We start from the raw sequence: 13669 nt of genomic DNA on the forward strand, positions 1-13669 counted from the left end.
TTACGCGGCGCTTCCCGTCATAAGATGGCCTATACGCTCCACACTTGCGTCGGAACGCGGGAGGGTGCCCACGATGTGGCCGTTATACAGCACGACGATGCGGTTGGCAAGAAGGAGTAGCTCATCCAAATCGAGGGAAAAGAGGAGAATAGCGGCTCCTCTTGAGGCAGTTTCCCGCAGTGCGTGGTGGACAAAGCGAGTCGCCCCTATGTCGAGACCGCGGGTTGGTTGGTAGGCAATGAGGAGGCGTGGTCGGCTTTCTAATGCCCTTGCAATGACGATTTTCTGTTGGTTGCCGCCTGACAGCGTTCGAACGGGGGTTTGCACATTTGCACGCCCTAGGCGTACGTCGTAACGGCGAACTATGTCGGCAGCCTGTTGATGAAGCACTTTGTAGTTGATGAGGTACCCTCCGCCCCATCGCGTTTGAAGCTCATGCCCTAAGAGCAGGTTCTCGGCCACGCTGAAATCGAGCACCAAACCCTCTTGATGCCGATCTTCCGGGATGTAGGCGATGCCTTTATCTCTACGGCAAGCAACGCTCTGGCGAGTGATCTCTTCATTATCGAGAAAGATACGCCCATATTCCACACTTCGTAGCCCTGTAATGGCCTCTGCAAGTTCCTTCTGCCCGCTGCCATCCACCCCGGCTACACCTACGATCTCGCCGGGAAAGAGTTGCAAAGAGATATCTTGGAGGCTCAAAGCGCCGCGAGCATTACGTACCGTGAGGTGTTCAAGTTTGAGCAGTGGGAATGAAGAGCTATCGGCTGAGGTAGGTTGAGAGGCTGTAACAGAAGAGACTGTAGCGCCGGAAAGGAGACGGGTTTGGATGTCGCTTTCTGAAGTTCCAAGCATGGCGGCTAGGAGCTGTTCTGGTTGAACATGTGCAGTCTGGAAGTCACCCGCGTTTCGACCACGTCGCAGAACGGTGATATATTCGCTATGTGCCATGACCTCACGTAGTTTGTGGGTAACGAAGACGACCGTGGTTCCGTTTTCAACAAGCCGATGAAGTAGGCTAAAAAGCGCCTCGACTTCGGCCGGTGCTAGCGTGGCGGTGGGTTCATCTAGGAGCAATATTTGGGCATTGCGGTAGAGCGCTTTAAGAATCTCGACCTTTTGAAGGGTAGCCAACGAGAGCTGCTCGATGCGTTGTTTCAGTACAGCGGGGTTTAGACCAAGCTGCACGGCCAATTCTTGAATACGATTGATCACTTGGGATGGAGCTAGTAGGCCACCCACAGAGGTAGGCTCGACACCTAGAAGGATGTTTTCAAGCACGGTGAGAGCCGAGATCAGCGCATGGTGTTGGCTGACGAGGCCGATACCGAGCCGGATGGCTTCGGCCGGAGAACGGAGTTCCTGTGTTACATCGCGTTCATGGATAAAGATACGGCCTTCATCCGGCGGAATACGACCGTACAGAATGCCAAGTAGGGTAGACTTTCCCGCGCCGTTCTCTCCAATAAGCGCATGGAAGGTAGCACGTTTCACATAGAGGTGCACGTCCTCGTTTGCAACGACGCCGGGGAAACGACGAGTGATATGTTCCATTCTCACGATATAGTTGGAGTTCGGCTTTGGTTCAGATGGTGAAGGCACCATGGTAGATATTTTAGCGGAGTGAGGAGACGGGTGTCAATTGTAGCGGAGGAGGGACAACGGTATCCGCTCCTCCGCAATCTTTATGAGTTACGTTGGACAGTTACGGCTGGAACTGCTCGTTGCCCGTTGGATAGGGTGGGATGGTTGCCGGGCCGATCTTACTTGGATCGTAGGTGCTTGCCCAGAAGTCGGGCGGCCCTTGGCTAGCCGGTACCGCATTGTTTACGGCCTTGATGCCATGATGGATATAGGCGACGATAGCCCACAGATCGTCGTCACTCAGATGGCGGAATTGAGGCCATGGCATGGGAGGTGCGAGGTAGTGAGGTGTGGCTGGGAAGTTGCCTTGGCCGGGCGTTGTGGAGGTAATGACAACGTCGGGCGTAAACATGGGGTCGAGGCCATATTTGAGGGCGTTGTAGATTTGCCGATCGGTGAAGTTACCCAGGCCGGTGTTTTTGTCGGGGGTGATATTGGCGGCATAGGTGGTAAAGGGACCGATCTGGAATTGCGCAGTGGGTCGCGAGCTAGTGTAGCCGGCAAGCCACTGGGGATCGCTGGGGTCGTCTTTTCCGCCGTTGTGGCAGTCAGCGCAACCGATCGAGGTGACAAGGTATTGACCGCGTGTGACCTGGGCTAACGTTGTGGTTCCGCCCGGAAGGCCACCGGATGAGCTACCTCCGCATCCGGCTGCGAGCAGCAACCCGACGAGGACAGGGCCACCAAAGAGAAGGCCTGTCAACAAAGCTTGTGTACGAGCTGATTTCATGGTTTCCTCCTAGACCTAAGTTTATGTGTAATCAATAGCTCCTTCCATAAGCGATTAAGGAAGAGCTATGGATTACCTTAATGGTCGTGTGGCCCTTCTTTAAAAAACGACAGGTGCAGACGCGAATAGTTGACAGGTGTGGGTACTTCTCGATAAACAACGGCTCGATTGCTCAATATCTTATCATACTCGCGCGGTGGTGTCAAGGGAAAAATGACTTTGCTCGTTATGGGGTTCGACGCACAAGGCGTTTCTAGGGTATCCTTTGAGGCGTATGAGACAACGGCAACCGATGAGAACCTCACAAGGTAGAAGGAGACGCAATCTGCGTCGTCTCCTCTTTGTTAGCCTGCTTGCCCTCTTTGCATTTGGATGTGGAGCGCTTGGCACTATACTTGGATGGCGCTATCGGGCGCATCGTCGTCCTTCTCCATTGGCCGGGATCGTACAGGGCGTCTCTACTGCGGCTTCCAACGTGCTTTCAAGCCTAGATACAACTGCAGGTTCCGACACTCCAGGGCTATTAACCGCCGGAACCCAACCTATCCCGGTGATTATGTACCATGATGTGGTGCCCCGCAAGCAGGTTTGGTTCGATCTCACCACGGAGGAGTTTGCCCGTCAGATGCAGGAGTTAGCAGAGGCCGGGGCGCACCCAATAACGATTCAGCAGTTCTACGATCACCTCAGTGAGGGTAAACCCTTGCCGACACATCCTATACTTCTGACCTTTGACGACTGCACCCTAGGGCAGTTTACACAGGCACTGCCGATCCTCGAAAAATACCATTTCCCTGCCGTCTTTTTTGTGCAGACCGGCTCGGTGGGAGTGACCACGGTAAAGCCCCATATGACATGGGAGCAATTGAAGGAGGCCGAGGGGACAGGGCTGATCACCGTCGAATCGCATACCGTGACGCATCCCGAAGACCTTACCAAAATCTCCGATCATCAACTTGAAGAGGAGATGGAGGTTTCGAAGCGCTCCATTGAGGTCCATTTGGGGCATCCTGCGCTGTTTTTAGCATATCCAAGTGGAAACTGTGATGCTCGTGTAGCATTAGCAGCTCAGCAAGCAGGGTATCTGGCCGCTTTTACCATGAACAGGGGATGGGCGGCTAGCCCTGCTCCACGCTATTTTTTGCCTCGTTTAACTCCGAAACGCATTGAGGATGTGTTGGCCGTCTGGCGAGGTCAACAAGCCATTGAACCTCCCTTACCACGCCTTGTGGCAATTCATTCCAGTCCTTTAGAGAGAGGCACATTTACAGGAGGGGCTTATCCTGTAGACTGGATTGCAGGAGGCAGCCTGACCACAGAGACACTTGATCATAGAGATACGGTGGGGGATATGGCGCAGCAGGTGGGAGCGATAGCCGCACTGAACGGTACCTTCTTTGCCGACGCCCGCATCGCCAGCAATGCAGGCGGGATGATCGGACCTTGTTTGAGCAGTGTCAACGGCACCTACCAACCTTCCGACCCTTCGGATGATCCGCGTCTTGAGGGACGGCCGCTCATTCTATTTAGCCCGACTCACTGTTTGGTGGTACCTTATGCGGCCTGTTTCGGTGGCTCGCAGGTCGTTCTGCAGCAACTATTACCGGATGTGACCGATGCCTTTTTGGCCGGCGGCTGGATTGTGCATTACGGGAAAGCACTGCCACCGGAGGAGATGCGACGTTGGTCCTCCTCCGATCTCAACGATCCGCGGCATCGTGCCTTTGTGGGGATTGATGCCCAAGGCCGTTATATGTTGGGGGCAACGCGAGATAGCATTAGTACAGAGGTGTTATCGCACCTCTTGGAGAAGATGGGCGTACAGGAGGCATGGCTCCTCGATTCCGGCTTTAGCACCAGCCTTATCTGGCAGAATCATGTGCTGGTTTCCGGGCATTCGGAGCCGGGTGTTCCGAGCCGCCCCGTGCCGCATGCGCTCTTCCTTATCGGGAACGCCGACCCGAACGCCCCACCGCCTCCACCGGGCACACCGGTCGCTGCCGGGGAAGGCGCTGCAACCTTACAAGATGCCCTGTCCGCAGATAGTACTGCCGGAGCGGCTAACTATTTTCGTCGGCATCGTAGACGCCATAGGTGAAGAGCTTTTAGGGAGAAGTGACTTGCGACATCACGGAGTTTTGATGGTTTGTAGCCTATTCGTTCTCTGCTTGCTTGGGGCCTGCAATAATACGGAACAAGGTGTAAAAGAGAGAGCAAATGCCCATGCTCCTACAAGCGAGGTGACAAGCGCCGAGGATGCATCGGGTTTGCGATCTGCTTTACCTCAGGCCACACAACCAACGTCCCTCAATGCTATGGCATTGAGAGAGGCGCACCAGACGCTTTCAAATTTTCACGTTGTAGAGCCATTTCTCTTACGGGGTGCGGCCCCGGCCCCGAAAGGTGTCTCCTGTTTGAAGGCATTAGGAGTTAAAACCGTAATTGATTTACGGATAGCCCCAAAGCATGTGGCTGCAGAGCGTAAGCTGGTGGAGGCTGCGGGGATGCGTTATGTGAATCTGCCTATGAGTGCCGAACCACCGACGCAGAAGGAGATTGACACATTTTTAACGATAGTACGTGATCCTGACCGGGAACCGGTCTATGTGCATTGTCAGTACGGAGCCGATCGAACGGGGTGTATGGTCGGTCTCTATCGAGAGATATATGAGGGCTGGAACTACCAAAAAACCTATTCTGAGATGCGAAAATACGGTTTCAAGCCCTACCTGCACAAGCTTGCCGCTACGGTACAGAAGTACCAACCAGGTTCGCCAGAGGCGAAGCAAGAGCGGGCCAAAGTGGAGGCACTTTTAGAACATAAAATGGAAAAACCTTAGTAAATTGGTGTTGGCTTATGCGTGGTTTTCGATATGTCTTGTGGGGGGTGACTATCTGCTTCCTTTCTGCAGCGCTTTGGCTAGGAGTGGGAGTGGTTCGGGGTGAGCATCATCGAGGCTTTCACAGGCATACGCCGGCGTTGAGTAAAGCGCCCACCCTATCTGAAAGCATATTGCCCAAGCCGGTGCCCGGAGCAGCTAAGCAGTTTGCTGCCGTGTTGGTCTGGCACGACATTGTGCCAAAGAACAAGCAGGTTTGGTTTGATACAACATTATCTGCCTTTCGTAGGCAGCTTGAACTGATTCATCGAGGTGGTTTTCATGTTATCACGCTACGTCAACTCTATGCTCATCTTACGAAAGATACCCCACTTCCCCCGAAGCCCATAGCGTTGACATTTGACGATAACAATCAAGGAATCTACTACTATGCATTCCCGCTTTTGCGTAAGTATGGCTATCCGGCTACCCTCTTTGTACATACCGGCTATGTTGGGGTAACGACAGACAAGCGCCATAACACATGGGACATGCTCCGCACAATGGTTCGGAGTGGTTTGATTGATGTCCAGAGTTTGACCCAGAGCCATCCCGAAAACATTCTGCTGTTGTCAGATAAGCAGGTAGTCAAGGAGTTAGTGAACTCACGACGCTCCATCGAACTGCATCTGGGGATACCAGTTTATGCCTTCGTTTATCCGTGTGACAAGCACGATTTGCGTGTTGCGGAGGATGTCTATCGTACGGGTTACAAGATAGCCTTCACGGAAGATAGAGGCAACGCCTGTGACTCCCCAAATCTCTTTTTAGTGCACCGATACGCAGCTATCCTCTGTTTTGACCAGGCGCTATCCGATGTGGCCCGCGCCTGGCGTTGAGGGCAGGTAGGAGATATAACACCATGAATTTCTTCTAGAAGTGGTTTTGATTTTGCCCCCTTAGGCGTAGATCATACTATTGAGGCACTGCCAATATGAACATCGTAGGAGGTAGGAATGAGCGAAGAGCGACATCTATTTACTTTGCATGGAGTTTGGAGTGGAAACAGCGATGGTGATGGGATGCTTACCTCACCGCGTGGAACTAATCTGCCATTTGGCGTACCGGAGGCATTCGGAGGAAAGCCCGGGCGCACCAATCCGGAGGAGTTGCTGTTGGGGGCGGTGATCGCCTGTTATAGCATCACGCTGTCTATTTTGGCCGAAAAGCGACGCCTTCCGCTTGAACGCATTGTGGTGGATGCAGAGGGCGAGGTGGTGCGCCAGCCCAATCGGGTGTTGAAGTTTTCGGCGATCCGGTTGCGGTCTAAACTGTTTCTCGTGAATGCGGATGAAGATCAGCAGCGCACGGCACTCGAATGCGCGCACAAGGCAGAGGAGTACTGTATGATCTCGTGTGCATTGCGTGGCAATGTGGAGGTAAGTGTGGAACCTGAAATTGCCGAAGCTTGAAGCGACACTGCTGCACGCGAAGGTAAAGATGAAGTTAGGGTACAAAGCCCTAACTTTCTTTTTTGTGCTTTGCGGGGAATCTGACTTTTAGTGGAACCATTGAATTTTCTCCGGTGTATTATTTACCGGTGAATAATTCTATGAGCTGGACGCGATCTTTCATCATAGCTAGGCATCGGCATATAGGCCTCAGGCATACCGAATTAGGTCTTTTACTAGGAATGATGGGTTTGCTGCTATTTTCCATCAAGGGCTGTTGGGCGGAGGAGGGGTTCTTCAACTCGAACGGAACTCGAATACATTATGTTCAAGCAGGCTCGGGTGAGGCCGTTGTATTGATACATGGCTGGATGGCAAGTTCCAGAATGTGGGGGACTGAGCAGAAAGACAACTCCATTTTCTGGAGTCTTTCAAAAAACTTTCATGTTATTGCTGTTGATTGCCGAGGGCATGGCCTTAGTGACAAGCCACACGATCCGCAAGCGTACGGCTGTGAGATGGCCTTAGACGTTGTGAGATTATTAGATCATTTACATATCCAGCAAGCACATCTCATTGGCTACTCGATGGGTGCGATTCTCGTTGGGAAACTCGTTGCTTGCTATCCCAAGCGTGTTCTCAGTGCGATCTTTGCCGGGGGTGCCCCCGTGATACATTGGAGCCCTAAGGATTTACAGCAGAACGACGCCTTTGTAGAAAAATGGCAGAAAGACAAGGGCCTACAGATGGTATCCACCCTGCTGTTTGGTCCCCAGGATCGCACAGCTCTCGCTATAGCAAACCATAGTCTTCGACAGATCACTGTGACAGCTTCAGAGTTAAGGCGTTACCAACGCCCTGTATTGTTTATATATGGTGAACGGGATTGGACCTCCACCAAGCAGTATGTTGAGGCAGCCCATCAGGCCTTTGGCCGTGGGGATATCGCCATTATTCATAACGCGGATCACTTTACAACGCCCATGAAACCAGACTTTCTCGCGAAGATTCTAAGTTTCCTCAAGCAGGCAGATGCGCCCAGCCCTATTTTTCAAAAGTGATACCAATCTATTTCAATAGATACATCAGAGATATATCAAATGCGAGCGAAGCACAGGGTAACAGAATAGCATGAGAGCAAATAAGGAACTTTTACGAGATGAGGAGCTTGTTCGCTCCATTCGCGAGCGCATGGAGGAAGATGACCCATGCACCCTATTAGCTATCGAAAACCTCGTTCACCTGCTGAGGGCGCACAAGGTGATCTATGAGGCCCTCGCAGCGCGTTTGGTAGAGTGGGAGCTTTCTCCTGCACACTATAACTTTCTCGTCGTTCTTTACAAGGCGCCCAACAAGCAACGCCAGATGTCGGATATCGGCGAACAGATGAATGTAGCGGTTTCTCCATCCAACATCACAAAGCTTGCGGACGCGCTGGAGCGTCGTGGCCTGATTCGGCGAAAAGCCAGTGCACATGACCGAAGGGTTGTGCTCGCGGAGCTTACGACGGAGGGAGAAGCCCTTATAAAGGGGCTCATGCCAGAGCAGTATCGTTGGATCAGACATCTCTGGAGTGAACTTTCGGAAGAGGAGCGACGGATGTTAACGCATCTTCTTCTTAAGCTGCGCATGAGCGTAGAGAAGACCCTATTGGAAACGGGCATTGAGACGTCGTTACCGGTTGGTGAGGTGAAAACGGAGGAGTAGAGGGAATGAGTGAAGAAAACCGCGATGGTCGCGTATTGCTTGAGCCTGAGCAAAAAGTCGAGGTACCCTCGACCGTTTCCGACGGTATGGGGGCGGAGGAGACGGAGGCGCCAGAGAGAAAAGGTTGGGTAAAGAAGGTAGGTTTAGCGGTTCTTCTCTTTGCTCTTGTCATCGGGAGCATTGTGGGCTATTCCTACTGGCGCTATGCCTCAACCCATGTCTCTACCGACGATGCCTATCTCACGACGGATGTCGTTCAAATAACCCCACAAGTGAGCGGTAGTGTCGCGAAGGTTTATGTAACCGATAACCAGCATGTGCAAGCAGGGCAGTTGCTTGTTGTATTGGACGATTCGACCTATCGGGCTGCTGTAGAGCAGGCGAAGGCAAATTTGAAAGCGGCCATTGCCGCTGCACAAGGGGCAAACACCGGTGTTGACCTTACCCAACAGACGACCCTTGCCCAGATTTCACAGGCAGAGGCCGGAGTGACCCAGGCACAAGCGGGGGTCGAAACGGCCTCCGCGGATGTCAGCCGGGCAGAGGCCGCTTATGCGGCGGCGCAAACAGGAGTGCAGACCGCTCTGCAAGCGGCGAAGACGGCGCAGGCGGGTGTTGTGGCGGCTCAGGCTGCTTACCAGAAGGCTTTGCAAGGCGTGCAGGCGGCTAGACAGAAGCTTGCCGATGCAGAGGCCGCTCTGCAATCGGCGAAGGCCAACGTTATCGCTGCGCAGGCCAAAGCAAAGCAGGCGGCCACGGATGCCAAGCGGTATGACCAACTCTATCAGGAAGATGCCGTTAGCGCCCAAACGCGCGATGCTGCAGATACGGCTGCCATCGCGGCGCAAGCTGCGCTTGAAAGCGCACAGCAAGCGGTCAGCCAAGCTCAGGCTCTGGTGGGAGAGCAACAGGCGGCCTTAAACTCTGCGCAGCAAGAGGTAACAACCGCTCAGGCCAATTTAAAACAGGCTCGCGCGCAGTACGCTGCAGCACTTTACGGAATCAAGGCGGCCAAAGATAACGCCAAGCAAGCCCAGGCCCAGTATCTGGCCGCACAGAAAGATGTAAATGCGGCGCGCGCACGTGTTCAACAGGCCGAGGCTCAACTGCAGCAAGCAGAAACCGCGCCTGCCCAGGTTGCCGTACAGAAGTCGAACGCGCACACGGCGGCAGCACGCATCGCCCAGGCTACGGCGGCTTTGCATGAGGCGGAAATTCACCTCCAGGATACCCGAATCTATGCACCGGTAACCGGCAGAGTTAATGCCAAGACCGTGGAGATCGGCGAGCAGGTGGCTCCTGGTCAGGCGCTTATGGCGATGGTGCCGGATAAGGATATTTGGGTAGTCGCCAACTTTAAAGAGACCCAAATCACCAACATGAAGCCCGGTCAACCCGCGGAGATTCACGTGGATGCATTTCCAGGCATAACCTATCATGGACATGTAGACTCGTTGGCATCGGGTACGGGTGCGGTGTTTACTTTGCTTCCACCCGATAACGCGACGGGGAACTTCACCAAGGTTGTGCAGCGAGTGCCTGTGAAGATCGTGTTCGATCCAAAACAACCCGGATTAGATAGGTTACGCGCCGGGCTTTCGGTGGAGGTCAGTGTGAAGGTAAAGTAGACTTCTCTAGTTCGGGGAAGAGGGGCGGGTTCGAGGCGGGAATTCGCCCCTCATTCTCTGTGGATGAGGCGATAGGAACACTGGGTGTGTTGGCAGGGTATTATAATTGGTAAGCCCATCAAAGAAAGGAAATAGGTTCTTCTTGATAAAAGTTAGCTCGGCATTAGCAATCGGAGGTTTGTTGGTTGTACTAGTCGGGTGCCAAAGCGTGAACACGGCTCCGGCAAATAGTAACACAGCATCTCGCAGTACGGCGCCAGATGCGTTTGCCGGGACGAGTGCGGCCCCATCGGCTGCAGCCCCTTCTGAAGAGAAGAAACCTACTCTCTCGCAAGCGCTTGCCGAGGCGCCTGTAGACGACCCCTCTTTAAAGCCTTTGGCGCAGAAATACGCGCAGGCGGAGGCGGCGCTTAAGGCACATCCCAATGATCCCAACGTAAAGAAGGCCTATGTCAACGCGGCCTATAACTATGCGCATGCCATAGAGTATGTAAGCGATAAACTCGAGCCGATGATCAAATATCGTGCGGCGCTTTTACTCTATCGCAAGGCGCTTGCCGTAGACCCAACCAACGCACCAAGCGAGCGTGAGAAAGATCAGATCGAGGCGATCTACCGCACCATGCCTGGGGGGATTCCTCAGGAGTAAGGAGGCCAAGCATGAGGCTTTGGCGAAAGATATTTAGTATGGGCTTGTTTGTTCTGTTTGGGCTTATTGTAAGTTGTGCCCTTGGATTCGCTCAGGGAGAGGGGAATGAGGAGCCAGCGCCCATGCCCTCAAACCCCTTAAAGCTTAGCTTGAAACTCGATAAAAGGACATATAAGCCCGGTGAGCCGATTGTGGTGCAGTTCCAGGTAACTAACACCTCTAAAACCTCGCAGCAGCTAGCCTTCGCCACAACGCAGCATTACGATTTTGAGATTCACTGCGGAGATGTGAAAGGCCCTGTAATCTGGCGATGGTCGAAAGGGAGGCTTTTTGGACAGGTGGTTATACAGCAGGCTCTTTCGCCAGGACAGGAGATCACCTACAAAGAGACGATCTATCCTCAAGATGTGAAGCATCCCGATGGCCTTCCACCTCTCAAACCTGGGAAATACACTTTGTTAGCCATCCTGACGACCATGCCACGCACGGCGCGTCCCTCGGTCTCCTGCACGTTCGAGGTAAAGTAGATCATCCACCTTGCGCCCAACGAAGGCCTGTGTAGAGGCGATAGCCATAACACTTTGCGAGATAGATCGTCGCGATAGGGCGGCTGTAGAGAGGGCGCCGATAGAGGTGAACAGGTAGTAGCCATTGAACCCGTGTGAAAACCTTGCGCAGATCGGCGTCGTTCGCTTTGCCGGCATTGATGAAGATGGAGTCTTCCCCGAGGTGTCGTTTGAGTTGTTGAACGTAGGCCGCATACATATCGAGGCGATAGTGCAGGAAGAGATCGTAGGTGGGAGGATGGTCGGGCAAATAGAAAGCCATAAGAGCAATGTATTGATAGCCGTTGCCTGAAATGAAAACCTTATGTCCATGCCTCTCCATGTCGGCACGAATTTGCTGCACTTTCTTGGCGAGCGTGCGCCATCCAAAAGCCGTATTCGTGATGTCGGACTTGGGTGGAATGCGGATGCCAACGGCCAGGCGCAGGCGAGGAAAGAAAAGGAGCAGAGTGAGGAACGCGGTGGAGACGGCGGCCATGCTAAGCCAAAGGATGTTGTTGAACGGTCTGTAACGCTTCTCGACAGAACAGAGCCGACCGATCCAGAGGAGACAGAGAGAGGGATAGGCAAAAGGAACCCAATTCGCCTGTACTTTCGTTTTGAAGGCCAGCAGGCAAAACAGAAGCAGAGAAGGGAGACCGGTTAGGGCAAGAAATCGTTGCTGTAACGGCGCATCTGGACGCAGAGCCCCCATGCTTGCACCGAGGCTGCCCAGAAAAATAACGGGTCCTATAAAAAGGGCTTGTGAGGCCAGAAAATCGCCAAAGCGACGCAATGGGTTACCGCCGTGATGGTGGACTAGGAAAAAGAGATGCAGAAAAGTCCACCAGTGATGCTGCGCGTTCCACCACAGGACGCCACTATACATAGCCAACATGATGCTAAGAGCAGCATAAGGTTCCCAACGCTTCAACCAAAAGCGATGAGATGGCGTGAGGAGGAAGTAAAGCAGCAGGCTGGCCGGAAGGAGAAGTATAGTATGCTTGCTTAGCAGCCCAAACCCGCAGGCAATGCCTGCGGTAAGCCATGCACGGCGCTGCTGGTAGGACAAGGGGCTGTAGACGAAAAGGGCTTTTGCAATGAGAAGAAGGGCGAGCGTCCAGAAAAAAACGAGAGGAGGGTCATAGGTAGCGATTTGGCTGCCTACAGCAACGAGGGGAGATAGGGCCAATAAGAAGAGCGTGAGGAAGCCGACTTGTGGCGAGAAGAAGAGAAGGGCAAGCTGATAAACACAGAAAAGCGTTCCTGCCGTCAGCAGGCAGACGCCGATGCGAACGCCGAATTCGTTTGTGCCAAAGATCGCGGTGGTAAGGCGGATAAGATAGGCGATAAAGGGTCCCTGATCATAATAGCCGAGGGCCAAATGCCGTGACCAGTCCCAATAGTAGGCTTCGTCGGGGACGAGATCAATCGCTTTGAGAAGGGGAAGGCGTAGCGCGGTGGTGATGAGCAAAAAGAGAAGGGCGGCGAAATGAAATTTTCTCGCTTGTTCTGGATGAGAGGGAGGGACTTGCATTCTCAATTGCCCGTAGCGAACAGTTCATCGCTAAGAGGCTCATCCACGCGAATATTTTCAAGCTCCGTATCGGCTGCGAGGTTGCCGTCGGCATCCCGAACCTGAATGTGGGTAGGTATCCATAGGGAAGGCGCTACCTGGCGTGGCATAAGATAGCAAAATGCGGCTTTCAGTTTACCATCTGCCGAATACCATTCTCGTTTAACAACCAGATGCGTCTGGGGATCGAGCCAAATACGGTAGTAGGTGCTGTTGGGGTGATGAATGTAGTGTAGGTCGAACACAAGGAGTTGATGACCGTCCTTGTCATCGGTCTGAACAAAATGCGCCTGCATGAAATCTAATGTTTCGGGGGTGATCAGCCCCACATATTCGAGAAGCGACTGGCGCTGGACGGGATGGTCTGTTAAGTCCTCTTTTTTTCTTAGATGTAGCTTGGGCACGGCGTAGAAGCGGTAGGGGCCGTTATAGATCAAAACAGCGTCACCGAATGCGGTAGATTGTCCGTCGAGCCGCAGCTTATCAGGGGTTTTATAGAGTAGCAGCAGCTTATGAATGGCATAGTTTCGGGCGAAATCGGGGCCGATATGCGCAAGCACCTCTGAGCTACTTGAGGTGATATGTAAGATCGCTTCAAGGGATTTAAGACCGGTAAGTTGTGACACAAGGTCGGGATCGGTTGGAGCTTTACGGGTTGTGATATGTTGTGCATGTAGGGGAGACCCAAGGAGGCATAGGAACAGTATAAAGGCTATAAAAGTCCCGAAAACGGCGATGGCTTTGCGGAATGTCAAGCGGTTTCGCGCAGAGTTGGTAGAGATATGCAACTGTCCTATCTCCTGAATATAGAATCGTATCTATTTAACGTATAATTACAGGCACAAGGTTTTCCATGGGACTGCCTTGTTAGCTTTAGTATAGCCTTTAGAGAGGCGGAATGTCAAAACGGATCGGAG

At 53.0% G+C, this 13669-nt stretch carries 13 protein-coding genes; 9 read left to right on the forward strand and 4 right to left on the reverse strand.

The window, feature by feature from the left end; all coding sequences use genetic code 11:
- A complete protein-coding gene (locus tag VKV29_RS01955) occupies positions 1 to 1557 on the reverse strand; it encodes an ABC transporter ATP-binding protein (RefSeq protein WP_324199613.1) in 1557 nt (518 codons plus the stop codon).
- Between the two features lie 151 nt (positions 1558 to 1708).
- Entirely contained in the window at positions 1709 to 2377 is a 669-nt protein-coding gene (locus VKV29_RS01960; protein WP_324199614.1) for a hypothetical protein, read from the reverse strand.
- A 292-nt stretch (positions 2378 to 2669) separates the two neighbouring features.
- Between VKV29_RS01960 and VKV29_RS01965 the strand changes: the two genes are divergently transcribed.
- From VKV29_RS01965 to VKV29_RS02005, 9 genes are all read left to right on the forward strand, one after another.
- A complete protein-coding gene (locus tag VKV29_RS01965) occupies positions 2670 to 4475 on the forward strand; it encodes a polysaccharide deacetylase family protein (protein ID WP_324199615.1) in 1806 nt (601 codons plus the stop codon).
- A gap of 217 nt (positions 4476 to 4692) precedes the next feature.
- Positions 4693 to 5217, forward strand: a complete 525-nt coding sequence (locus VKV29_RS01970) for a fused DSP-PTPase phosphatase/NAD kinase-like protein (RefSeq protein ID WP_324199625.1) — start codon at positions 4693 to 4695, stop codon at positions 5215 to 5217.
- 17 nt (positions 5218 to 5234) lie between these two features.
- The gene (locus VKV29_RS01975) at positions 5235 to 6095 is read left to right on the forward strand and encodes a polysaccharide deacetylase family protein (RefSeq protein WP_324199616.1); all 861 of its coding nucleotides are present in this window, start codon (positions 5235 to 5237) and stop codon (positions 6093 to 6095) included.
- A 117-nt stretch (positions 6096 to 6212) separates the two neighbouring features.
- Positions 6213 to 6668, forward strand: a complete 456-nt coding sequence (locus VKV29_RS01980; protein ID WP_324199617.1) for an OsmC family protein — start codon at positions 6213 to 6215, stop codon at positions 6666 to 6668.
- A gap of 230 nt (positions 6669 to 6898) precedes the next feature.
- Complete coding sequence (locus VKV29_RS01985; protein ID WP_324199618.1) at positions 6899 to 7708, forward strand: alpha/beta hydrolase; 810 nt, start codon at positions 6899 to 6901, stop codon at positions 7706 to 7708.
- Between the two features lie 70 nt (positions 7709 to 7778).
- Entirely contained in the window at positions 7779 to 8354 is a 576-nt protein-coding gene (locus VKV29_RS01990) for a MarR family transcriptional regulator (RefSeq protein ID WP_324199619.1), read from the forward strand.
- 5 nt (positions 8355 to 8359) lie between these two features.
- Entirely contained in the window at positions 8360 to 9982 is a 1623-nt protein-coding gene (locus VKV29_RS01995) for an HlyD family secretion protein (RefSeq protein ID WP_324199620.1), read from the forward strand.
- Positions 9983 to 10124: 142 nt separating this feature from the next.
- Positions 10125 to 10631, forward strand: a complete 507-nt coding sequence (locus VKV29_RS02000; protein WP_324199621.1) for a hypothetical protein — start codon at positions 10125 to 10127, stop codon at positions 10629 to 10631.
- 11 nt (positions 10632 to 10642) lie between these two features.
- Positions 10643 to 11158, forward strand: a complete 516-nt coding sequence (locus tag VKV29_RS02005; protein WP_324199622.1) for a BsuPI-related putative proteinase inhibitor — start codon at positions 10643 to 10645, stop codon at positions 11156 to 11158.
- Position 11159: 1 nt separating this feature from the next.
- On the opposite strand, the gene VKV29_RS02010 is transcribed toward VKV29_RS02005, so the two are convergent.
- Both VKV29_RS02010 and VKV29_RS02015 read right to left on the reverse strand, forming a co-directional pair.
- Positions 11160 to 12713 carry a glycosyltransferase family 39 protein gene (locus VKV29_RS02010; protein ID WP_324199623.1) on the reverse strand — a complete coding sequence of 518 codons (1554 nt, stop codon included), beginning with the start codon at positions 12711 to 12713 and terminating at the stop codon, positions 11160 to 11162.
- A gap of 2 nt (positions 12714 to 12715) precedes the next feature.
- A complete protein-coding gene (locus tag VKV29_RS02015; RefSeq protein WP_324199624.1) occupies positions 12716 to 13540 on the reverse strand; it encodes an outer membrane lipoprotein-sorting protein in 825 nt (274 codons plus the stop codon).
- Positions 13541 to 13669: the final 129 nt, after the last annotated feature.

This window comes from Chthonomonas sp., from assembly GCF_035294165.1.
GTDB lineage: Bacteria > Armatimonadota > Chthonomonadetes > Chthonomonadales > Chthonomonadaceae > Chthonomonas.

Coding starts and splice junctions, on each gene's coding strand:
- VKV29_RS01955 (WP_324199613.1), bottom strand. CDS start 1,557: ATGGAACATATCACTCGTCGTTTCCCCGGCGTCGTTGCAAACGAGGAC.
- VKV29_RS01960 (WP_324199614.1), bottom strand. CDS start 2,377: ATGAAATCAGCTCGTACACAAGCTTTGTTGACAGGCCTTCTCTTTGGT.
- VKV29_RS01965 (WP_324199615.1), top strand. CDS start 2,670: ATGAGAACCTCACAAGGTAGAAGGAGACGCAATCTGCGTCGTCTCCTC.
- VKV29_RS01970 (WP_324199625.1), top strand. CDS start 4,693: ATGGCATTGAGAGAGGCGCACCAGACGCTTTCAAATTTTCACGTTGTA.
- VKV29_RS01975 (WP_324199616.1), top strand. CDS start 5,235: ATGCGTGGTTTTCGATATGTCTTGTGGGGGGTGACTATCTGCTTCCTT.
- VKV29_RS01980 (WP_324199617.1), top strand. CDS start 6,213: ATGAGCGAAGAGCGACATCTATTTACTTTGCATGGAGTTTGGAGTGGA.
- VKV29_RS01990 (WP_324199619.1), top strand. CDS start 7,779: ATGAGAGCAAATAAGGAACTTTTACGAGATGAGGAGCTTGTTCGCTCC.
- VKV29_RS01995 (WP_324199620.1), top strand. CDS start 8,360: ATGAGTGAAGAAAACCGCGATGGTCGCGTATTGCTTGAGCCTGAGCAA.
- VKV29_RS02005 (WP_324199622.1), top strand. CDS start 10,643: ATGAGGCTTTGGCGAAAGATATTTAGTATGGGCTTGTTTGTTCTGTTT.
- VKV29_RS02010 (WP_324199623.1), bottom strand. CDS start 12,713: ATGCAAGTCCCTCCCTCTCATCCAGAACAAGCGAGAAAATTTCATTTC.